Below are 22925 nucleotides of genomic sequence, written 5' to 3'. Positions count from 1 at the left end.
AGTTAAATTTCCTGATCTGCGAAAGATGACAGCCCAAGAACGGGCAATAAATCGGCAAAATGTTCCAACACGCGGTCTGGCTTGCTCAATGCGATCGCTTCACCATAGTTATAGCCGTAAATCAGGCCAACACTTAGGCAACCCGCCGCCTGAGCGGCCTGAATATCGTTACGCGAATCACCGACAAACAACACCTCACGGGCTCGCAGGCCGAGTTTGCCAAACACCATATACAACGGTGCGGGGTGTGGTTTTTTCTCCACCACATCATCACCGCCGATAATCAACGAGAAAAAGTCGCTAATACCCAGTGATGCTAATAACGGTGCGACAAAGGGCGTCGGTTTATTCGTCACCAACGCCAGCGGGTAACCCTGTTCAGCCAGACAGCTTAATGTTTGTTCCACTTGTGGGAACAGACGGCTACCACTCTCCACGGTTTGAGCGTAGAAATGATCAAAGTGTTGGCGCATTTGCAGGCTTTGTGCTGCCGTCGGCTCTACGCCAGCCCATCGCAGTGCACGTTGCACCAGCACATCAGCTCCATTGCCAATCCAGGTACTGACCAGCGCCTCTCCTGCCACTGGCAACCCCATGGCGGTTAACGCCAGATCTATCGCAGCAGCCAAGCCAGGAGCACTATCAACCAGGGTGCCATCAAGATCGAAGGCCACCCCACGAATAGCAGAAAAATCAGCCATGGCTTACCTTCGCTAACTCGCTGCGCATTTTATCGATCACCACGCGGTAATCCGGCTGACCGAAGATGGCCGAACCCGCGACGAACATATCTGCCCCTGCGGCAGCTATCTCGGCGATATTATCGACTTTGACACCCCCATCGACTTCCAGGCGAATATCACGACCACTTTCATCGATAAGCCGACGTACCTGGCGCAATTTATCCAATGTACCGTGAATAAATGATTGACCACCAAAGCCTGGGTTGACTGACATCAGCAGGATCACATCAATTTTATCCATCACATAATCAAGATAGCTTAACGGTGTAGCCGGGTTAAATACCAAGCCCGCCTTACAACCGTTCTCTTTGATTAATTGAATGGTACGGTCAACGTGTTCAGAAGCTTCAGGATGAAAAGAGATGTAGGTTGCCCCCGCCTTGGCAAAGTCCGGTACAATACGATCCACCGGTTTCACCATCAGGTGAACATCAATCGGTGCCGTAATGCCATAATTACGCAACGCTTCGCACACCATCGGGCCAATCGTCAAATTTGGCACATAGTGATTATCCATAACATCAAAGTGCACCACATCTGCACCAGCCGCCAACACATTAGCCGTATCTTCACCCAATCGGGCGAAATCTGCTGACAGAATGGACGGGGCAATCAAAAATTTTTTCATCCTCATCTCCAAATATGGGGGCTGAGTTATTCAGCTTATTTAAACAGTGCCAGAAGTTCGTTCACTTTACTGCGGCCAAGAATATTCCGGCTAATAGTGCGGGGTGCCTCTACCACGTGCAGCACAGCATGCTGATACCAGTCACGAGTCAATTCAGTATCATGATTTGAAATCAAGACAGGCACCTGATTTTTCACTGAGAGTTGGCGTGCAATTTGAGCTAACCCTTGCTGGTCGGCAAGACTGAAGCTGTTGGTATGATAAGCAGTAAAATTTGCCGTCACTGACAACGGGGTATAAGGCGGATCGCAATAGATCACCGCACCCGGCGTTGCTTTTAGCATAGTATCTCGGTAGTGCTCACAGACAAACGTCGCATTACGCGATTTTTCAGCAAACCAATACAACTCTTGTTCCGGGAAATAAGGTTTTTTGTACCGACCAAACGGAACATTGAACTCGCCACGTAAATTGAAGCGGCATAAGCCGTTGTAACAGTGACGATTCAGATACAGGAAGAGTAAAGCACGCCGATAAGCGTCAGTACTGGCATTGAACTCAGCACGCAGCAGGTAAAACTGCTCCGAATGATTGAATTCGCTAGTAAAAAGAGCGCGGGAATCGCGCACGAAATCATCCGTGCGCGATTTAACGATATTATACAAATTGATGAGATCGCTATTAATATCAGCAAGGATATAGCGGTCATACTCGGTATTCAGGAAGACTGAACCCGCGCCCACAAAGGGTTCGATTAGGCAGTCGCCCTCTGGCAGATGGCGACGGATCTCATCAATCAGAGGGTATTTTCCACCAGCCCATTTTAAAAAAGCGCGGTTTTTCTTCATGCCGTCAGTTAGCTACTTATACAATTCAGAGCGGCGGATTGTACCTTGTTTCAAACAGCACATCAGCGCACAAAGTTAATAGTTTATTTTTTTAGCTCTTGCTGTACTTGACTGACGGGTCGAGCCCAAGGCTTCTTGGCCTGAACCTCCGCCGGTAAAGTAGCAATTGCACGTTTCGCCTCTTCTGAAGAAGCATAGTTACCCGCCACCAGCACATACCACGGCTTACCATCACGTTTAGTTTCATACACCGTAAAATGTTGCAGATTCTGTTGCTTGGCAAAGGCATTCAATGTGTCAGAACGTGAAGCCCCACTCAATTGCAGCGTGTAATGGCTACCTGGAGCACTCTTAAGCGACCCCGTACTACCACTGCTCACCGCACTCCTGTTACTGACTGCCGGAGGGATATACACGGTGGTAGCGTTTGCCGCAGGTTTCGCCGCTGTTCCTGGCTTGGTGGTTGACGTTTCTGGCTTCGCCGTTGTCAGCGGTTTAGTCCGCGCTATTTCACGTGGAGTCGAACCACTCATCACGGTTGCCGGTGCCGTTGGCAAACCTGCAACGGGTGTATTGATATCTTGAACTGCCGCATCCACCTGGCCCTGTTGTGATGACAGCGCGGTGGACATATCACCTGGCAAATCAACGCGCTGCTGAGCCCCACCAGGCGCTGGTAGTGGTGGTGCTTCGGTTGGCGTACTGGATATAGGAGGAATGTTGATAGTCTGCGGCTGAGTTTGACCAACACCATTGTTATCATGGGAATCGGTTGTCCCTCCAGCAACACCGCTGTTGTTCGTCGTCAACGATGAGGTCCCTGACAAATTGATGTCTCGAGCCCCCCCTGATTGTGCTGTTTCTGGTTTGGTTGGTGACTTCATGGCTGAGCCAATCATAGCTATCAGCAGTAAAAGCACCACAATACCAATACCAATCATCATATGTTGACGTGAAATAGCAAAGCGCGGCGCAGTCGCTGGGCGTCGTGTTCGCAAAGGGCGGCGGTCACTGGCATCAGGCCTGAGATCGTCTTCCGCTTTAAACTCTTCCATCTGAAACCCTCCAACTAGAGGCAAAAGCTCACCACCCAAGATACGGTATGGTTCGAGACTATTAACCCAATGACGGCAAGGGGATATCTACCTCACCTTGCTCATTAAACACCCGTTGTCAATCAAACTGCTACGGCGTCGGCGGCTGACAAACACTCAGCACCACCAATAGCCTTAAGCGCCAAGCTAAAAATAAAAGCCCAAGCGCCAAGCTAAAATAAATGCGGACAGCCAACACCACATCCCCATCAAAGTATGACGAGTATTCCCCTCATATTTCAAGCTTAAGCGTGACTCTCTGATTGCAGTGAGGGTGGCAGACAATCGGCTATTGACGCCAATACTACGTCATGGGGGACACCACCACGCACTTCCGCTTGACCCATTGCCGTTGGTAATACTAAACGCAGCACCCCGCCCAAGACTTTCTTGTCACGCATCATATGTGGCAAATAAGCTTCAGGAACCATCTCTTGCGGACCGCAAACCGGCAAACCGGCACGTGATAACAGCCCTTTAATCCGGTCGATGTCATCACTAGAAAATTGCCCCAAACGACGAGCAGTTTGCGCTGCCATCACCATACCTGCCGCCACCGCTTCACCGTGCAACCATACCCCATAGCCCATTTCCGCCTCGATGGCATGACCGTAGGTATGTCCCAGATTAAGCAACGCCCGTGAACCACTCTCTCGCTCATCGGCAGCGACCACTTGGGCCTTCAGTTCACAACAACGCCGGATACAATAAGCCAACGCACTCCTATCAAGCGCCATCAGATTATCAATATTATTTTCCAGCCAAATAAAGAAATCACGGTCAAGAATAATGCCGTATTTGATCACTTCTGCCAGGCCAGAGGAGAGCTCTCTTGGCGGTAAAGTATATAAGCAATCAAGATCCACCACGACCGAGGCCGGTTGGTAAAACGCGCCAATCATGTTTTTACCGAGCGGATGATTGACGGCTGTTTTACCGCCAACGGAGGAGTCCACCTGCGAGAGTAATGTGGTTGGAACCTGGATAAAACGGACACCACGTTGATAGCAGGCAGCGGCGAAGCCAGTCAGATCACCAATCACGCCGCCACCCAAAGCCACCAGCGTGGTATCACGCCCATGGGGCTTTTCCAGCAGTGCCGAAAAAACCTGTTCCAGAGTGGCGAGGGATTTATACTGTTCACCATCAGGCAGTATCACCTGATCCACCACGATGCCCCCCTGCTCAAGCGTCTTACGGATACGCTCCAGATACAGCGGTGCCAGAGTCTGGTTAGTGACCAGCATAACCTGCTCACCAGCCTTCAACGGCATAAAAGAAACCGGATCGTTAAACAATCCGGTAGCAATGGTAATCGGGTAGCTACGCTCCCCAAGCGTTACGATCACTCTCTCCATATTCGAGTTCAGTTCTCGGTGTAATTGATCCTCGCCCAGGCGGGGAACACTAAAAGAATCCTCGCCTTAACCAGCAACCTGCGGCCAATACGAAAATCACGATATCTTGAACAATTCGCGTTGCCTATTACCGACAAGGCCGAAACAAATCTGTTAGCAACCGATTTGAATCGCCGCTTGCGCTAATCCGCAGGGTGAAAGTTCATCATTTCCCAGGCGCATAGATAAACGAAATGACAAGCGCCAACAGACACTGTCAATAATCATACAATTCAAAGTATGATCAGTATATCAATTACTTTCCAGCATATTGATTATCTGGTTAGCCACTACTTTAGCGCTTTGGTCGTCAGTGCGGATGGTGACATCTGCAATTTCTTCATACAACGGATTGCGCTCTTTAGCCAACTCCTCCAAGACTTCACGTGGAGGGGTGTCAACCTGTAATAATGGGCGCTTTTTGTCGCGTTGGGTCCGAGCCAACTGCTTTTCAATGGTGGTTTCCAAATAGACCACTACACCACGCGCCGACAAGCGGTTACGCGTTTCACGCGACTTAACCGAGCCCCCACCAGTAGCCAGCACAATCCCTTGTTTTTCCGTCAGTTCATTAATGACTTTTTCTTCACGATCACGGAATCCCTCTTCCCCTTCCACGTCGAACACCCAGCCCACATCGGCACCGGTACGTCGCTCTATTTCTTGATCAGAGTCGAAAAACTCCATATTGAGTTGCTGAGCTAACTGACGACCAATAGTGCTTTTGCCGGCACCCATAGGCCCAACCAGAAAGATATTGCGTTTCTCTGCCATGTTTTTCGATATTACTAAGACAATTCGTTAATGATAACCCGCCCCGCCAATCAAATCAGCAACGGGACCTAAACTGAAACCTCATGAGCGATAATGCGAGATCAGGTGGAAAATTATCTCAACACTCCTGGTAGTTTGGCAACCGAATAAATCGCTATCCACGCCGCGGGAGGGAAACCATAGGTTTTTAACGGCGTCTTATACCTTATGGGTTTCAAGTTGCAGCCAGAGAGCAAACGTAGCCACCGCTGGGAACTTACTAAAGCAAATCACCAGGATAAGTACGTGAAGCCAACAACATAGCAGCCTGAAAGACGGCAGGTATAGCATTAATAAAAAACTCGGTACTCAATTCGGTAACCCTTGTAAGCTAAATCGGCGGCAGCGTCAAACCCAGATGCCTACAAGGTGATAAAAAAGTGTATTTATCCGTCCACTTTGAAGGTTGTTCAGTCGGTCAGATGCTAAACAATCTCTATTGAAATCAGCGGCTACTCGATTACTGACTCGGGATCATCTAAAAAAGTGGATTAACCTTCCCCAAAAATAAACAACCCCCATCGTAAAGTAGAAAGATAGATGACCAGTATCACCACCGTGACCTATACAATGGCACTAAGGCTAATTAAAGGAAACCACCTAAAGCTTGATCAACGTAGGTGTGATGAAAATGACCAACTCACGTCTTTTATGCTGTTTGATTTGCTGCTTGAACAACGCACCCAATAGAGGGACATCCCCCACACCGGGCACTTTATCAACACCTTGTGTGTTCTGCCGTTGGAATATCCCCCCCAACACAATGGTTTCACCATTTTTCACGGTCACCTGAGTTTTAATTTCCTGCTTATCAATGGCGAGTGCCTCTCCTGCCCCCTGTTTTATCGAACGCCCTGGCACATTCTGACTAATCTGCAATGTCAGGGTGATTCGGCCATTGGGCAGGATTTTGGGCGTTACCTCCATACCCAGTACCGCTTCCTTGAACTCTATGGATGTCGCACCACTGGCTCCGCTCGACACTTCGTATGGGATCTCCGTACCCTGTTTGATACTGGCAGTTTGCTGATGGGCGGTGAGCAGACGTGGACTGGCAATAATCTCGACCTCATTTTCTTGTTCCAGCGCGGATAACTCCAGATCCAGAATACGCCCACTGATACGTGCCAAGTGAAAGCCCGCCGTCACCACGCTATTTTCTACTGGCAAGCTCACATTGAAATTATCTATGCGCATGGCTTTCGCAGGCCGTTCTTCTGCAGCCAACCCCCAGCGCACGCCAAGCTCACGCAGGTTTTCGCTGCTAATAGTGACGATATACGCCGACAGTTGTACTTGCTGCAAAGGGGCATCCATCTCCCTCACCCAGGATTTGATTTGAGCAAGTGCGCTTGCGGTATCTCGCAACAACAACGAATTAGTGCGTTTGTCGACGATCACACTACCACGCTCAGTCAATAGCTTGCTGCGGGCGTTGTCCAGACTGAGAGCGATGTCACTCGCTTCAGCATTGTGCAGTGCTAGGGTCAAATTTTGCAGCGGTAACTGTTGAGTCAAAAGCTGCTGCCGGCGCTGCTGCTCCTGTTCATCGGGCTCGGGGAGAATCATCATCACATTCCCCTCAATAGACATCGCCAAATGCCCCATGCGCAACACGACCGCCAGTGCCTGTTGCCAAGGCACCTCCTCCAACCGCAACGTTAAGTTACCTTTAACGCCTTCACCCACCACGAGATTCAAATGCTGATATTCCGCCAGCGCCTGTAAAATCAAGCTAATTGGCGTATCGTGAAACACCAGCGACACCGGTTTTTCTTTCTGCACCGCCCCTGACACCATCATCGGCAGTACCAGTAACAAGGCTAACAACCCGTTGTATCCTTTCATGACTCGTTCCTTAGCGTTTTTCCTCTAATGCCAGTACCAGGTTACCCACCTGCGGAGAACAGGCGCTGTCTATTTCTGGCATAGCCAATTCAACTTTACGGGGATGAACCTGCGCCACTTGCCAATACCCATCCAGTAAGCGTTGCTGGGGTAACAGGCCTAACCATTGCCCCTGCGGGGTCACCACCCAGCCGTAACGCAAATCCTCGGTGCCAATACTGCCTTTCAGTTGCCAGTTTTCTGGGGAAGTGATTGGGCGGATGCAGGGAACAGCCTGAGGGGGTTGGAAAGGATCACGTTCATCTGCGCTCAAGACGGAAGGCAACGGAGCAAACCCCGATGAATTGGCAAAAATCAGTGATTCAGGTGAGCTGACGCAGCCAGAATCCTGGCAATTAGCATCACTCTGTGGAGAGTTATCACCCGCCCCATCAGAGACAAGTAACGTCAATTGGGTCATCAACCCTGTGGGTTGCCGCTCGATCCTGATCTGCCCAATCCGCTGAGTTGACGATATTCCCGCCAAAAAATGCAGCAAACCGTCAAATTTCACCTGAACAGTCACCTTTTGCTGTGGTGGCTTATCTTGTTGCTGCCAGCGCAACAGCTCCCCACCCACTTGCTGGAGTAAACCAGCAATATCTCTCTCTTTTTGCGGATCAGGTTGTTCCGCAGCCTGCTGCAAGCGCAGTTCAAGTTCTTCCAGCGCGGGTAACCGATCCCATTGTTTCTGATGCTCCGCAATCTGTAATTCAAGCTGTTGCCGCTGTTGATCTAGCTGTTGATACCGTTGCCACTGGTCAGCCAGCAGCCCTATGCAGGTTAACAGCACCAGGCCAGCCAACCCCGACCATTGCAGGCTCAATATCTGCCAACCAGGTCGATTTAACCAAGGTATCAGCCAATCTGGTATCGGGTTATTCATCTTGCCGCCAAAATGCTGTCAGGATGAAAGCCAATACCCCATCTTTACCCTGTATCACGTCAGTCAAATGACTACTCCGCAACCAAGGCAAGGCTGATAAACGCTGTTCAAGCAAGGCTATGGCGGCATAATGCCCACCCTGTCCATGCAACGAAATCCCTTTTGCATTATCTTCAAGTTCAGTGAGCCATAACGCTTCGGGTAACGTTCGAGAGAGTTGCTGTAGCAATAAAAGATAGCGGCGATTATGGGCCTCATTCTGCTGATGACGCACTTGCACTGCCGCCAGACGTGCCAATTCGGCGATGATTTGTTGCTTTTGCTGGATCTGCCCCTCAAGGTTGGCATATTGCTGTGCCTTTTCTTGCAGAACACGATGTTGCTGCAATTGTTGATAACTGAGTGACCCGTATATCAAGGCAAGCAAAACCAATATCACCAGCAGTTGCAGGCAGAAACAAGATAACCAGAAGCGATAACGTTGCCGCAACCGATGGGTCCGCCAGGGTAAAAGATTAACTTGATACATCAATTATCCTCATGGCGAAGGGCCAAACCGCCAGCAAGCACAAATGCCGAAGGTAACGTAGGTAACGGTGGATGCAACTGGCTGAATGCCGTAAAGGGTGACCAGGGCATCACCGCTTCCGGTAAGGGCTCATCCAGTACCGTGCTGTAATACACCTCTTTTTTAGCCTCTAATGCTGGGCACTCCCGCTGTATCATCGCCAATGCCTGCCTGGCACTCTGGGCTTCCTGACAAGAAAGCGTGCCGTAGGCAAAAGGTACCGTCCGCGGTGCCACCCACAGCCACTCCTGTTCCAAGCGGTGCAACAGACCCGCTTGCGGGTCCAGGCCAGCAAACTCAGCCATCTGTGACAAAGCACTGGGAGCGATATCGATAACCTGCGGTTGTAAGTCAGCCAGTTGCAAGCAGCGCAACCACTGTTCAAGCTCTTGCTGACGCGCCGCTGTAAGCAGCAATTGATGGGTGTTGGGTTGTGCCTGACGATAATCTACCGCCAACGTCTGGCTGGCTAACGGAAACTGTTTCATCCCCTGGCTGATAATATAATCATGACGTATCGGCTCTCGTAGACGGTTATCCGGTAGTGGTAAGGTTTGCTGTAAAACCCGCTGAGCAGGTAAGGCAATACGTAACGAAATATGTCTTGGTAAACGAATACGCCACTGCTTCAGCCAGGACACCAACAGGTCAGAGGTTTCTATCTGGCTCTCTCGCAATATCGGCTGTGGAAGCCGTTGTTGCCACCAGTGCCGCAGTTGCCAGCCGTTACGGCGGCGTTGTGCTGCCAATGCTCTGATACTGTGACCTTGTATATCCAGCCCCACTTGCCACCCTTGCGAAAACATATTTTCAGCCACCTCCGTATCGTTAGATAACAAAAGAACATATCCATGTTGCAGGCTTGCCTTTATACTACTGCCCGACTGTTTATAAACTGCCCAACTGACATGAAATGGGAAATCTCAGGTGAAGTTCGTAAAGTATTTTCTAATCCTTGCTGTATGTTGCATCTTATTGGGAGCAGCCTCGATTTTTGGCTTGTACAAATATGTCGAGCCACAACTACCAGATGTCGCGACGCTGAAAGATATACGGCTGCAAACGCCAATGCAGGTTTACAGTGCCGATGGCGAATTGATCGCTCAGTTCGGTGAAAAACGCCGTATTCCTCTCACGCTGGAACAAATCCCACCGCTGATGGTGCACGCTTTTATCGCCACTGAGGACAGCCGTTTCTATGACCACCATGGTGTAGATCCAATAGGCATTTTTCGTGCTGCCTCGGTGGCGGTGGCTTCTGGTCACGCCTCACAGGGCGCCAGTACCATCACTCAACAGCTGGCAAGAAACTTCTTCTTGAGCCCAGAACGCACGTTGATGCGAAAAATCAAGGAAGTCTTCCTGGCGATTCGTATTGAACAGATGATGAACAAGGATGAAATCCTTGAGCTGTATCTGAATAAAATCTATCTCGGTTACCGTGCTTATGGGATAGGTGCTGCCGCTTATGTCTATTTTGGTAAAGATGTCAATGAGCTTACGCTCAGTGAGATGGCCACTATCGCCGGGTTGCCGAAAGCCCCTTCAACGTTTAACCCGCTCTACTCTCATGATCGTGCCGTTGCACGCCGTAACGTGGTGCTATCACGTATGCTGGACGAGGGCTACATCACTCAAGCACAGTACGATCAGGCGCGTAGCGAAGAGTTAGTTGCCAATTACCATGCACCCGAGATCAATTTCTCGGCACCTTATCTTGCCGAAATGGTGCGCCAGGAGATGCTCAATCGTTACGGTGAAAACGCCTATACCGATGGCTACAAGGTCTACACCACCGTTACTAAAAAATTACAGTTGGCAGCCCAGGACGCTTTACGCAACAACGTATTGAATTATGATATGCGCCATGGTTATCGTGGCCCATCAAACGTGTTATGGAAGGTGGGTGAAACTGCTTGGGACCAGAAACAGATTGTCGAGTCGCTTAAAAACCTGCCGACTTACGGCTCGCTGGTACCCGCCGTCATTACCTTGGCAAATGCTGAGCAAGCTACCGCTATCTTGGCTGACAGCAGCAGTATCGAGTTACCGCTGTCCGGCATGCGCTGGGCTCGCCCATTTAAAAGCGATACGCAGCAAGGCCCGATACCGAAACGCGTCACCGACGTGGTTCAGGCTGGCCAACAAGTCTGGGTACGTAAGGTCAATGATAGCTGGTGGCTGGCACAGGTACCGGACGTCAATTCAGCCCTGGTTTCTATCGATCCTGACAATGGTGCAGTCAAAGCATTGGTGGGTGGTTTCGATTTCAACCAAAGCAAGTTCAACCGAGCCACCCAGGCGATGCGTCAGGTGGGTTCCAACATTAAGCCATTCCTGTATACCGCCGCGATGGACAAAGGGCTGACACTGGCCACCATCCTTAACGATGTGCCGATTACACGCTGGGATGCAGGTGCAGGTACTGACTGGCGTCCTAAAAACTCACCACCTACCTATGATGGCCCCATTCGTCTACGCCAAGGTCTAGGTCAGTCTAAGAACGTGGTTATGGTCCGCGCCATGCGCGCCATGGGGGTGGATTACGCAGCTGAATATCTACAACGTTTCGGTTTCCCGGCTGAGAATATCGTTCATTCAGAATCGTTAGCGCTGGGTTCCGCTTCATTTACCCCCATCCAGGTGGCTCGTGGATATGCCGTATTGTCAAACGGTGGTTATCTGGTTGACCCCTACTTTATCACCAAGATTGAGGACGATACGGGCAAAGCGGTGTTTGAAGCCAAACCGAAGATAGTGTGCCAAAGCTGCAACCTGCCGGTGATCTATGGTGACACTCGTCGTCCAGCCATACTTTCTGACGATAATGTGGAGAGCGTAGCGGTTTCACAAGAAGGCAGTAATGCCAATGTGCCCATGCCACAGCTTGAACAGGTTACCCCTGCACAAATACAGCAGGATAATGATCAGCAATATGCACCTCATGTGATCAGCACACCGCTGTCGTTTCTGATCCGCGATGCACTTAATAGCAATATCTTCGGTGAACCCGGTTGGATGGGGACTGGCTGGCGGGCAGGCCGCGACCTCAAACGCCATGATATTGGTGGTAAAACCGGTACCACTAACAGTTCAAAAGACGCTTGGTTCTCTGGCTACGGCCCCAATACGGTGACGTCAGTCTGGATCGGATTTGATGATCATCGCCGTGACTTAGGACGCTCAACGGCGTCTGGCGCAATTGACGATCAGATTGCAGGTGGTGAAGGGGGCGCGAAGAGTGCACAACCTGCCTGGGATGACTTTATGAAAGTCGCCTTAGAGGATATTCCTGAACAGAAGGTCGTGCCACCGCCGGGGGTTGTCAGTGTATCCATTGATAGAAGCACTGGAAAACTGTCCAATGGCGGAGCGAATAGTCGCGCGGAATACTTTATCGATGGTACTCAACCAACAGAATTCTCAGTGCCTGATGCAGGAATGACGCTCACCGAGCCTGGGGGGGAAAGCCAGGAGCTGTTCTAAAAACAGCGTTATTTATTATTCATCTACCTAAAAATGGCCAGAGCAATCTGGCCATTTATCAACGCCGATGCCCACCACTTTGGCGGGCATCACGCAGGAACAACTCCGCCAGGAAAAGTGCACTGACATTACGCGCTTCACGAAAGTCCACTTCCGACAATAAGTCCATCATGTTGGCGATAGGCCAACGTACCTGAGGTAACGGCTCGGGCTCATCCCCTTCCAGGCTTTGCGGATAAAGCTCATGGGCCAAAACAATATTCATCTGACTGGAAAAATAGGATGGGGCCATGGTCAGCTTGCCAAGGAAGTCAAAACGACCAGCACCAAAACCAACCTCTTCCATCAACTCACGATTAGCCGCTTCCAACACCCCTTCGCCAGGATCGATCAATCCTTTAGGAAAACCCAACTCATAGGACTCAGTGCCCACGGCGTACTCACGGATCAATAACAAGTCATCCCCAATCACCGGCACTATCATCACCGCTTCACGTTCCGAAGGCCGCATACGCTCATAGACCCGCCGGACACCGTTACTGAATTCCAGATCCACCGATTCAACATTAAATAACCGTGAACGGGCGACCGTTTCTACTTTCAGAATTTTAGGTTTTTGCAGGTGTTTATCCATAATTACCTCAAATAGGTTAACCACCGTCTCCCTGACTATCCCTAGGTTGATGCAATTTACAGATATACCCGTCACTAATGACGCTGCAGGGTTGTTGACTACGCTCGTTCGCCCTAGTCACATAATTATCTATGCTCCTAGGGTCCCGCTCACTTGCCGCCTAACTGCAACTTCATTGAACTTGGGCTATAGATGGTCCACGATATCCATCCCGATGGTATTTTGTTCGGGTAAGCATACGCAACCAACACACCTGCAACTGACATAACCTTAGCGATCATCAGAGCCGCCAAGCGAAAAACCAGGATCCAGAATAATAATGGTGTGTCTATCACACCGGACCAAAAATACTCAACAAATAGTGACCCTCCCCCCGCAACTTGCCTAACCTTGGGGGCAAATACCACCCTGCGGACATTGTGCGTTAATTCGAACCCCTGCTGCAACCAGCCTGAATAGTAACTCAATTTTTTTTAACAAATGTTGCCAATAGCCTATCCTTTCTATATAAATTCATTAAAACCGATAAAAAAATTAGGATAAAGACGATATAACACCTATATAAGGTTTGTTATGATCACGCAAATCAGTAACAAACGAGTGCAACCGATAACACTGCGGCTTGAAAAATGATGATGGTTATAACATGGGCACAATAGTGTTGATATTCGCCTTGGTATCAGGTTGCCTGATTGCTACTGCCTTTTATTGCTATTTGAAACGCCGTAATCGATCATCCCTGGCGGGTTTACAGTTATCGAGGAAACCCGAACGCCGGAAACTGAGCACGGAAGAGCGGCGAGCCATTGAATATTATCTCAATAAATACAATGCATTAGATAACACGCCATCGTCTGATTCTGCGCCCCTATCGGCCAACAAGTTGGCCCTGAATGCACAGAGTAACACCGTCTATGCTATCACTCATGCCATCACTCGCTATGGCCTGGCAAGCGATGAACCCAATAATTGGCGCTACTACCTGAATGCCGAAGAGATCCACTTACCAGCGTTTTGGGACCCCTACATTAGTACTGACAACCGTGTTGAATTAATCAAAACACAGACACTACTTCTCGTTATTTCACTTAACGGTCATTCGTTACTTAGTGATATTAATGATTCCTCTGCCGTGACGGTGATGGCTGCCACATCATCCCAAAATGCCCACATTCACCAGCACGAGAACGAATATATTGAGTTAGTGAATATTCGTCAGGAAACCCCTGAAGAACACGCCATTAACCATCCCAATGGCATAAAAGAAGCCGTTATCATCTCCACGGCTCTACTCCTGTTGTTCTTCAGTCTGATTAGCCCCATAGCCGCCACCCCCTGGATGGTTTTTATTGCCATACTGATACTCACTTGGGGGGGATGGAATCTGTTGCGACGCCCCGATGCAAGCAAACAACAAGAGATACACTGCCTACGCGGCACACTTAAGTGCTGGGGATTGTTCGGCGAATCCAACCAGGAGCAAACCAATAATATCTCCCTGGGGATGATCGATTTGATCTACCCGCCGCACTGGCAACCTTACCTGATGGAAGACCTGTGCAAAATCACCCATGTGGATATAAAGCTCAACCGGCAGGTCGTCCGCCAGGGGCGCTATCTTTCTCTACATGACGAAGTAAAAAAATTTCCTTTACAACAATGGGGCAAGAATGCCGTGCTGGCCACCAGTTCGCTGGTGATACTGTTATTACTACTGACCTACATTCCACTCAGTCTGCCAGCAAAGTTAACTAGAGCATGGTTGCAAGGCTCACAGAACATCGAAGTCACTGATGTCCAACGACTGGAAAAAACACCTCTATCAATTGGTAATATATTGAAAGTAAAGGGTAATGGAAGGTGCTACGCGCCTCTTGATCCCCGTAGCATTAAGACCCCGGATTTTGCACCTTTCGACTGTTCAGAGATCTATTGGAATAATACCGTCACACCAGTACAGCCTGAATCCGCGGTAACTAATAAAGCCATCGCACTGCTGGGCGCCATCAATCAACAACTGCATTCAAACGGTACCAAACCAAATATTGACCCAAGACTGATCAATGCAATCGATAAGTCCGGTATGATTCTTCTGGCGGATTTTTCGGATATCATCTTAAAAACGCAGGATTTGTGTGGAGCAGAAACCGTATGTACGCGGTTAAAAAAGGCCTTGGTTAATCTGGGTAATACAAAAAACTGGGGCAGTCTGGTGAAAAATGCCAAGTCAGGTAACCTGAAAGGGGTTAACGTCCTGTTGCGGCCCATCAGCGCCGATGCACTGGAAAACCTCACCAAGGCGGTTACCTTGGCCTTGATTACTCGTGAAACACGTCAGGCATCCCAATTGCTTAGCAAAATACCCGCAGGTGGCTTTTTAATTTCCAGCGATGAGGGGAAGTCGTTGGTTGACCATCCGCCCCCACCTCAAACGTTCAATGACCCTCCTATACTCGACCAATGGTACGGATTACAGCGCCTCAGCAATCTTTTATTGCATACACAGTTCCAAGCTCAGGGAGTGATCACCAATATCTTTATTGATGCCAATGGTACCCGTCATATTGAATTGCACAGTGAACCCGATAAAGTCACTCAGTGGCGATACCTGGCTACCAGCTTGCTGTTGCTGACACTGGTGATGATTTTTGGCTACAACTCATGGCGATGGTTACAACGCTGGTGTAAAAGTAAACACCGCTTGACGGATATCCAACGTTATTATGAAAGTTGCTTCAAGCCAAAATGCATTGCTAGCTCAATAGATCCGGACAAGTAGCCTCCGCTCTACTATCTGATTATGCTACGCTACTGTCATATACCCATTATCGTTGGGCCATCCGTGACCTGCCTATGCGTGACCTACCTATGGAGTTGTGACATGGTGCCTGAATTTGACTGGTGCGATATTGAGACCGTGGTGCTGGATATGGACGGCACCTTGCTGGATTTGGAGTTCGATAGCCATTTCTGGCTTACTCTGGTGCCGCAAGCGTTAAGTGCACAACGAGCCATATCCTTTGATGATGCACGTAAAATCATCCATAAAGAATATCTTGCCGTACAACACACCATGCAATGGTACTGCTTTGATTACTGGAGTGAACGGCTCAATCTCGATATCTACCAAATGACCCGTGCAGTGGGGAATCGTGCGCGTTTACGTGAAGATAGCGAACCCTTTTTACGTGCATTACGTGCTGCGGGGCATCGTACTATCCTGCTGACTAATGCCCATCCGCACAGCCTGTCAGTGAAGGTGGAACACACCGGTTTGGACCAACACCTTGATTTATTACTTTCCACCCATACATTTGGTTATCCAAAAGAAGATCAACGTTTGTGGCAGGCTGTGCAACAGCAAATCGGCTTTGATCCGCAACGTACACTGTTTGTGGATGATAGTGAAACCATTCTGGATGCCGCCCAAGCATTCGGTATCCGTTACTGTCTTGGTGTACAAAACCCGGATTCCAGTATGGCGAGTAAAACTTTCCAGCGTTACCCGTCGATGAGCGATTACCGCCAGTTGATCCCAGCGTTGGAACGGAGAGAACCATGAAAGCCAAAACTGTATCGGATGATGATGCCGTTCGCCTCGATAAATGGCTATGGGCAGCCCGTTTTTATAAAACCCGGGCACTGGCTCGTGAAATGGTCGATGGCGGAAAGGTGCACTATAACGGGCAACGTAGCAAGCCGAGCAAAGTTGTCGAAGTTAATGCCGAAATCAAGCTACGCCAAGGTAACGAAGAGCGTACCGTGATTGTCCTGGCAGTCAGCAGCCAGCGGCGGATGGCTAGCGAGGCGCAACTGATGTATCAAGAAACACCGGCCAGCATCACCAACCGCGAAAAAGTGGCATTGGCGCGTAAGATGAATGCGCTAACGATGCCACACCCGGACCGTCGTCCAGACAAGAAGGAACGACGTGATTTAATTAAATTTAAGTTTGGTGAACACGAATAACATCTTCACCATAATGAGAGAATACCATGTCAAATCATGACCAATTGCACCGTTATCTGTTCGAAGACTACGCAGTGCGCGGTGAGCTGGTTACTGTCAGCGAAACCTATCAACACATTTTAGCCAACCATGATTACCCAGCACCGGTACAAGCACTGCTCGGTGAATTACTGGTTGCTACCAGCCTGCTCACGGCCACACTGAAGTTCGAAGGGGATATTACGGTCCAGTTACAAGGTGACGGCCCGTTAAAGCTGGCAGTGATCAACGGCAACAACCGCCAGGAGATGCGTGGTGTCGCCCGTATTGAAGGGGATATTGCTGCGGAAAGTTCCCTGCAGCAGATGCTGGGTAACGGCATTATGGTGATCACTATCAGCCCTTCGGAGGGGGAACGTTATCAGGGCATCGTCGGCCTGGAAGGCGCAACCCTGGCTGAGTGCCTGGAAGGATATTTCCGCCAATCTGAGCAATTGCCAACCCGCCTGTTTATCCGCACCGGTGAAGCCGAGGGGAAACCAGCCGCCAGCGGCATGCTATTACAAGTCTTACCTGCGGAAGAAAGGAACCTGGATGAATTTGATCATCTGGTACAGCTCACCGCCACCATTAAAAGTGAAGAACTCTTCACTCTGCCGGCGAACGAGGTGCTGTATCGTCTATACCATCAGGAAGAGGTGACATTGTATGAACCACAGGACGTTATCTTCCGTTGTACCTGTTCACGCCAACGCTGTATCGATGCGTTGATGACCCTGCCAGAGGAAGAAGTCGCCACTATGTTACAACAGGATGGTAACATTGATATGCATTGCGACTACTGTGGCAGCCATTACGTGTTTGATGCGTTAGATATTGCCGGTTGCCATGCGGGTAGTACCGATAATCAGCCACAGTTACACTAAAATAGTCTCACTCCCTGGCGGGTGGTCGTGATGCCCGCCAGGTCCCACCGTTTACATGATTGCTTTTTTCCGTGCTCTACATCTCATAATGTAACTATAAATTTTCATTATGTTAAATATTTGATACCTATCGCTGTTACTCTGGTCTGAATGCTTACAATTAGCCGCAGAAATTCTGTGATCAAGGAGCAGTGACATGCGAGTTAAAGAATTAACCCACCATGATCTTGCCGCTTATGGGATCCATAATGCTGGTGAAATCGTTCACAATCCGAGTTATGAATTGCTGTTTAAGGAAGAAACTGACCCATCACTTGAGGGGTTTGAGCGCGGTGTCGTCACCACACTGGGTGCCGTTGCCGTTGATACAGGCATCTTTACCGGTCGTTCGCCCAAAGATAAATACATCGTCCGTGACGATACCACCCGTGATACCGTCTGGTGGGCCGACCAAGGTAAAGGCAAAAACGATAATAAACCCCTCAGCCCTGAAGTCTGGGCAGATCTGAAAAAATTGGTCACAGAGCAACTCTCTGGCAAGCGTCTATTTGTGGTGGATACCTTTTGTGGTGCCAACGAGGACACCCGTCTGAAGGTGCGTTTTATCACCGAAGTCGCCTGGCAGGCACACTTCGTGAAAAACATGTTTATCCGCCCAAGCGAAGAAGAACTGCAAGATTTTGTCCCTGACTTTGTGGTGATGAATGGCGCCAAATGCACCAATCCAAACTGGCAGCAACAGGGAATGAATTCGGAAAACTTTGTCGCATTCAACCTGACTGAGCGTATGCAGTTGATCGGGGGTACCTGGTACGGCGGTGAAATGAAGAAAGGGATGTTCTCAATCATGAACTACCTGCTGCCACTAAAAGGCATCGCCTCCATGCACTGCTCCGCCAACGTGGGTGAGAAAGGCGATGTCGCCATCTTCTTCGGTCTGTCTGGTACCGGCAAAACCACCTTGTCCACCGATCCGAAACGTCAATTAATCGGCGACGATGAACATGGTTGGGACGATGATGGTGTGTTCAACTTCGAAGGTGGCTGTTACGCCAAAACCATCAAGCTGTCCGCCGCAGCTGAACCCGATATCTATCATGCCATCAAACGCGATGCGCTCTTGGAAAACGTCACCGTGCTGGCTGACGGTACCGTGGATTTCAACGATGGTTCGAAAACAGAAAACACCCGTGTTTCTTACCCTATCTATCACATCGATAACATTGTCAAACCGGTGTCAAAAGCGGGTCATGCGACAAAAGTGATATTTCTGACTGCGGATGCCTTCGGTGTACTCCCTCCAGTATCCCGTCTCACGGCTGACCAGACGCAGTATCACTTCCTGTCCGGTTTCACCGCTAAACTGGCAGGTACCGAACGTGGCGTCACCGAGCCTACCCCGACCTTCTCTGCTTGTTTCGGTGCGGCATTCCTCTCTTTGCACCCAACACAATACGCAGAAGTGTTAGTTAAACGTATGCAAGCGGCGGGTGCTCAGGCCTATCTGGTCAATACTGGCTGGAATGGTTCCGGTAAACGTATCTCTATCAAGGATACCCGCGGTATTATTGATGCCATCCTCAATGGTGAGATCGATAAAGCTGAAACCATCACGCTGCCAATTTTCGATTTGGCGATGCCAATAAGCTTACCGGGTGTTGATCCGGCTATTCTCGACCCTCGTGCGACCTATGCCAGCATAGAGCAATGGGAAGAGAAAGCGCACGATCTAGCCAACCGCTTTATGACCAACTTCGATAAATACACCGATACACCTGCTGGGGCGGCGCTGGTCAGTGCCGGTCCGAAACTGTAATCCCCACTGGCAGGGCAATGGTTGCCCTGCCACTTTAATCAACTTGAGGATGTTTTTGCCGAAAATACAGCAGAACGCTGTGTTTAGACGTTCTCTCTCACTGATGAAAGCCCTTGGGTGGCTTCTTTTTTGTCTATCAGCAAGGGAATATATGCACGGATACACAAGCCTCCACGCTCACTGGCGCCGATCTCCAACTCACCCGCATGGGCATCAATAATCCGCTGAACGATCGCCAACCCCAACCCTGTGCCACTGGTGCTGCGCGCACTATCGCCACGCACAAAAGGCTGTAACAAATGCGGCAACTCTTCTGGCTTAATGCCTGGGCCGTCATCCTCAACCTGGAACCAACCACGTTGTAACTCTCGCCCACTACTGACTCTGATCCAGCCGTTACCATAACGCGTGGCGTTGACCACCATATTGACTACCGCTCGTTTAATCGATAACGGATGCACATTTACCCTCAGTTCATCCGGCAAGATATCCGTTTCAATGATCCGCTCATAGCCACTTTCTACCGCGACAACTTCGCCCAGAATGCAATTCAAGTCACAAACTTCTGTCTGCATTTCCTGACCGGTACGCAAGTAATCAATAAACTGTTCGATAATCGCATTACACTCTTCGATATCTTTATTGATCGACTCCGCCAGATAACCATCTTCGACACTCATCATTTCCGTTGCCAGGCGGATACGCGTCAATGGGGTACGCAGATCATGGCTCACCCCCGCCATCAACAAGGTACGATCATCGGCGAGTTGCTTCACTCCAGAAGCCATCTGATTGAAAGCTCGCGTCACTGAACGAACTTCAGAGGCACCATATTCACGCAACGGTGGGGGAATAATACCTTTCCCCACCTGTAAAGCCGCGTGTTCAAGTTCCACCAGAGGGCGGTTCTGAATACGGATAAATAACCATGCCCCGCCTATCGCCAATAACATGATAGCCAAGGTGTAGCGGAATAAGGGTGAGAAATCCCCTTGATGGATTTCAGTTAACGGAACACGCACCCAAATATCCGGTTGCAACCAGGTTTTCAGCCAAACAACCGGTGAATTTTTGTTGACCTCGACACGCACATCCGTCGGCCCACCCAACTGTTGTGCCATCTGCTGACTCAGGAATTGGTAATGTTGCGCCCAACGCAACCCACTCTCCTGTGCCGCCGCATCGGTATACAGCGAAATACCCAACTCGCGATAGATTTCGCGCCGGAAAGCCGGTGGCACTTCCAGTAATGTGCCATCCTCCAGTTGCAGACGGTCAGTCATCAGCATACGGACCTCATAAGCCAACACTTTATTAAACTGCTGCAGACTGGGCAGGATCGCGAAATTAAGCACCACCAGATAGGTCGTCACCAAGCTGACAAACAGCAAGGTGACGATCAATAACAACGTGCGGGCAAACGAACTGCGTGGAGAAAAAGGCAATCGCCTCATGGCTTACTGCCATCCGGCACAAAAACGTAGCCAAGCCCCCACACGGTCTGGATATAGCGTGGATGTGCCGGGTCTAGTTCTACCATACGGCGCAGGCGCGAAATCTGCACATCAATCGAACGCTCCATCGCACTGTATTCGCGACCTCGGGCAAGGTTCATCAATTTATCACGTGACAGTGGTTCACGAGGGTGGATCACCAACGCCTTGAGTACCGCAAATTCACCGCTGGTCAATGGCATAGGCTGATCCTCACGGAACATTTCGCGCGTACCAAGATTCAGTTTGAATTTACCGAAGGCAATCACCGCTTCTTCCTGAGACGGCGCCCCAGGTAATTCATTGCCCTTACGGCGCAACACCGCACGGATACGCGCCAGCAATTCACGCGGATTGAAGGGTTTCGGGATATAGTCATCTGCGCCAATTTCCAGACCGACAATACGATCAACCTCTTCACCTTTAGCGGTCACCATAATGATCGGCATCGGGTTGCTCTGGCTCCGCAGGCGACGGCAAATAGACAAGCCATCTTCCCCAGGAAGCATCAGGTCCAGAACCATCAGATGAAAAGACTCACGCGTCATCAAACGATCCATTTGTTCCGCATTGGCTACGCTACGAACCTGAAAACCCTGCTCAGTTAAATAACGCTCTAATAGCGAACGCAAGCGCATGTCATCATCGACCACCAGAATTTTATGGTTCTCTTGCATTGTCTCACTCCCAAAGGCTGAATTGCCGGATTATAGGCTGTGCTCCGCACTTATACATCGATATGACGCCAATATACTGACAACTATACGCTGTTGAAGTTGCACGATGTCTCTTTTGGCAACAATCCCATATTGTTAAAAAAAACCATCATTACTGACAGCAATTACTGAGATCTATTCTAGCCGAAATTGTTACAAAGCTTATCCTTTCGTTGGTAAATGCATCAATTCGCTCCATTCTTGATGCCTGCATGGTAACCGATAGGGTTGACCAAACACCGTTTTCTGATTTAACACCGCCGACTGGAGAAATACTATGCCCCCATTATTGATCCCAATTTATTCAGGTAACTACCATCGTCTCACCGCTTGAAGAAACTGGGGTATCACATGATTACTACTTTATGCGAGAATTCTGGTCATTAATGCCGATTACCCGGTGCCTGGATGGACGTTTTGATGAAAACATTGCTGATCACCCGCGAGGGTTACAACAAGTTAAAGCAAGAACTGGATTATCTTTGGCGCGAAGAACGCCCGGAAGTCACCAAAAAAGTCACCTGGGCGGCCAGTTTGGGTGACCGAAGTGAAAATGCTGATTATCAGTACAATAAAAAACGGTTACGAGAAATCGATCGCCGGGTACGTTATCTCACCAAATGCCTTGAACAACTGAAAATTGTCGATTACTCGCCACAGCAGGAAGGCAAGGTGTTTTTTGGCGCTTGGGTCGAGATTGAAAATGATGATGGCGATATTAAACGCTTCCGCATCGTGGGTTATGACGAAATTTTTGGTCGCAAAGATTACATCTCTATCGACTCACCCATGGCGCGCGCATTACTGAAAAAAGAGGTGGGGGATACCGCCACGGTACAAACACCGTTGGGGGCTGCCTATTGGTCAATCAACGAGATCGAATATATCAGGCAGTGCGATTCATTCAGCTCTTAACCTGTGCCCCGGACTCAGAGAGAAGGGGCGATGATGCTGCTGATCCCAGCCAGACCAAAATCATCCCCTCCTATACTGAGACTGGCATTTTGCCCCAGCAATACGTATAACTGTCCCCCCTATCGAT

Annotated in this window: 20 protein-coding genes; 7 read left to right on the top strand and 13 right to left on the bottom strand. The window is 49.6% G+C overall.

Annotated elements, in window-relative coordinates:
• Positions 1-2: 2 nt before the first annotated feature.
• The 10 genes from IO95_RS11905 to pilM all read right to left on the bottom strand — a co-directional run bounded on the left by IO95_RS11905 (position 3) and on the right by pilM (position 9670).
• The gene (locus IO95_RS11905; RefSeq protein WP_023489050.1) at positions 3-701 is read right to left on the bottom strand and encodes a phosphoglycolate phosphatase; all 699 of its coding nucleotides are present in this window, start codon (positions 699-701) and stop codon (positions 3-5) included.
• The gene (gene rpe / locus IO95_RS11900) at positions 694-1371 is read right to left on the bottom strand and encodes a ribulose-phosphate 3-epimerase (protein ID WP_023489049.1); all 678 of its coding nucleotides are present in this window, start codon (positions 1369-1371) and stop codon (positions 694-696) included. Before rpe ends, IO95_RS11905 begins: the two co-directional genes overlap by 8 nt.
• A gap of 35 nt (positions 1372-1406) precedes the next feature.
• Positions 1407-2219, bottom strand: coding sequence for an adenine-specific DNA-methyltransferase (dam, locus tag IO95_RS11895; RefSeq protein WP_023489048.1), 813 nt, complete (start codon positions 2217-2219; stop codon positions 1407-1409).
• An 83-nt stretch (positions 2220-2302) separates the two neighbouring features.
• Positions 2303-3274, bottom strand: coding sequence for an SPOR domain-containing protein (locus IO95_RS11890; protein WP_023489047.1), 972 nt, complete (start codon positions 3272-3274; stop codon positions 2303-2305).
• 284 nt (positions 3275-3558) lie between these two features.
• Positions 3559-4671, bottom strand: a complete 1113-nt coding sequence (gene aroB / locus IO95_RS11885) for a 3-dehydroquinate synthase (protein ID WP_023489046.1) — start codon at positions 4669-4671, stop codon at positions 3559-3561.
• Between the two features lie 291 nt (positions 4672-4962).
• Positions 4963-5484, bottom strand: a complete 522-nt coding sequence (gene aroK, locus IO95_RS11880; protein WP_023489045.1) for a shikimate kinase AroK — start codon at positions 5482-5484, stop codon at positions 4963-4965.
• 639 nt (positions 5485-6123) lie between these two features.
• On the bottom strand, positions 6124-7371 hold the full coding sequence (gene hofQ / locus IO95_RS11875; RefSeq protein WP_023489044.1) for a DNA uptake porin HofQ: 1248 nt from the start codon (positions 7369-7371) through the stop codon (positions 6124-6126).
• A gap of 10 nt (positions 7372-7381) precedes the next feature.
• Positions 7382-8296: a DNA utilization family protein gene (locus IO95_RS26070; protein WP_023489043.1), complete on the bottom strand. Its 915-nt coding sequence runs from the start codon at positions 8294-8296 to the stop codon at positions 7382-7384.
• Positions 8289-8825 (bottom strand): PilN domain-containing protein, encoded by a 537-nt coding sequence (locus tag IO95_RS11865; RefSeq protein WP_023489042.1) that lies wholly within the window; start codon positions 8823-8825, stop codon positions 8289-8291. The genes IO95_RS26070 and IO95_RS11865 overlap by 8 nt, the downstream gene beginning before the upstream one ends.
• Complete coding sequence (gene pilM, locus IO95_RS11860) at positions 8825-9670, bottom strand: type IV pilus biogenesis protein PilM (protein ID WP_023489041.1); 846 nt, start codon at positions 9668-9670, stop codon at positions 8825-8827. The genes IO95_RS11865 and pilM overlap by 1 nt, the downstream gene beginning before the upstream one ends.
• A 121-nt stretch (positions 9671-9791) precedes the next feature.
• Here pilM and mrcA point away from each other — a divergent pair, with 121 nt between their 5' ends.
• Positions 9792-12350, top strand: coding sequence for a peptidoglycan glycosyltransferase/peptidoglycan DD-transpeptidase MrcA (gene mrcA / locus IO95_RS11855; RefSeq protein WP_023489040.1), 2559 nt, complete (start codon positions 9792-9794; stop codon positions 12348-12350).
• A 58-nt stretch (positions 12351-12408) separates the two neighbouring features.
• Here the strand turns inward: mrcA and nudE are convergent, their stop codons facing one another.
• Positions 12409-12984, bottom strand: a complete 576-nt coding sequence (gene nudE, locus IO95_RS11850; RefSeq protein ID WP_023489039.1) for an ADP compounds hydrolase NudE — start codon at positions 12982-12984, stop codon at positions 12409-12411.
• Between the two features lie 646 nt (positions 12985-13630).
• Between nudE and IO95_RS11840 the strand changes: the two genes are divergently transcribed.
• From IO95_RS11840 to pckA, 5 genes are all read left to right on the top strand, one after another.
• On the top strand, positions 13631-15763 hold the full coding sequence (locus IO95_RS11840; protein WP_037385487.1) for an IgaA/UmoB family intracellular growth attenuator: 2133 nt from the start codon (positions 13631-13633) through the stop codon (positions 15761-15763).
• A gap of 102 nt (positions 15764-15865) precedes the next feature.
• Positions 15866-16546 carry a GMP/IMP nucleotidase gene (gene yrfG / locus IO95_RS11835; RefSeq protein ID WP_023490574.1) on the top strand — a complete coding sequence of 227 codons (681 nt, stop codon included), beginning with the start codon at positions 15866-15868 and terminating at the stop codon, positions 16544-16546.
• Entirely contained in the window at positions 16543-16953 is a 411-nt protein-coding gene (hslR, locus tag IO95_RS11830) for a ribosome-associated heat shock protein Hsp15 (RefSeq protein ID WP_023490573.1), read from the top strand. The genes yrfG and hslR overlap by 4 nt, the downstream gene beginning before the upstream one ends.
• A 26-nt stretch (positions 16954-16979) precedes the next feature.
• A complete protein-coding gene (gene hslO / locus IO95_RS11825) occupies positions 16980-17858 on the top strand; it encodes an Hsp33 family molecular chaperone HslO (RefSeq protein ID WP_023490572.1) in 879 nt (292 codons plus the stop codon).
• A 196-nt stretch (positions 17859-18054) separates the two neighbouring features.
• A complete protein-coding gene (gene pckA / locus IO95_RS11820) occupies positions 18055-19674 on the top strand; it encodes a phosphoenolpyruvate carboxykinase (ATP) (protein ID WP_023490571.1) in 1620 nt (539 codons plus the stop codon).
• An 83-nt stretch (positions 19675-19757) separates the two neighbouring features.
• Here the strand turns inward: pckA and envZ are convergent, their stop codons facing one another.
• Both envZ and ompR read right to left on the bottom strand, forming a co-directional pair.
• Complete coding sequence (envZ, locus tag IO95_RS11815) at positions 19758-21128, bottom strand: two-component system sensor histidine kinase EnvZ (RefSeq protein ID WP_023490570.1); 1371 nt, start codon at positions 21126-21128, stop codon at positions 19758-19760.
• On the bottom strand, positions 21125-21844 hold the full coding sequence (gene ompR / locus IO95_RS11810) for a two-component system response regulator OmpR (RefSeq protein ID WP_023490569.1): 720 nt from the start codon (positions 21842-21844) through the stop codon (positions 21125-21127). The genes envZ and ompR overlap by 4 nt, the downstream gene beginning before the upstream one ends.
• Before the next feature lie 459 nt (positions 21845-22303).
• Between ompR and greB the strand changes: the two genes are divergently transcribed.
• The gene (greB, locus tag IO95_RS11805; RefSeq protein ID WP_023490087.1) at positions 22304-22798 is read left to right on the top strand and encodes a transcription elongation factor GreB; all 495 of its coding nucleotides are present in this window, start codon (positions 22304-22306) and stop codon (positions 22796-22798) included.
• The last annotated feature ends 127 nt before the right edge of the window (positions 22799-22925 follow it).

This window comes from Serratia sp. DD3 (assembly GCF_000496755.2).
The sequence above is the reverse complement of the archived record's forward strand: the minus strand, read 5'-3'. Positions and strand labels throughout refer to the sequence as shown.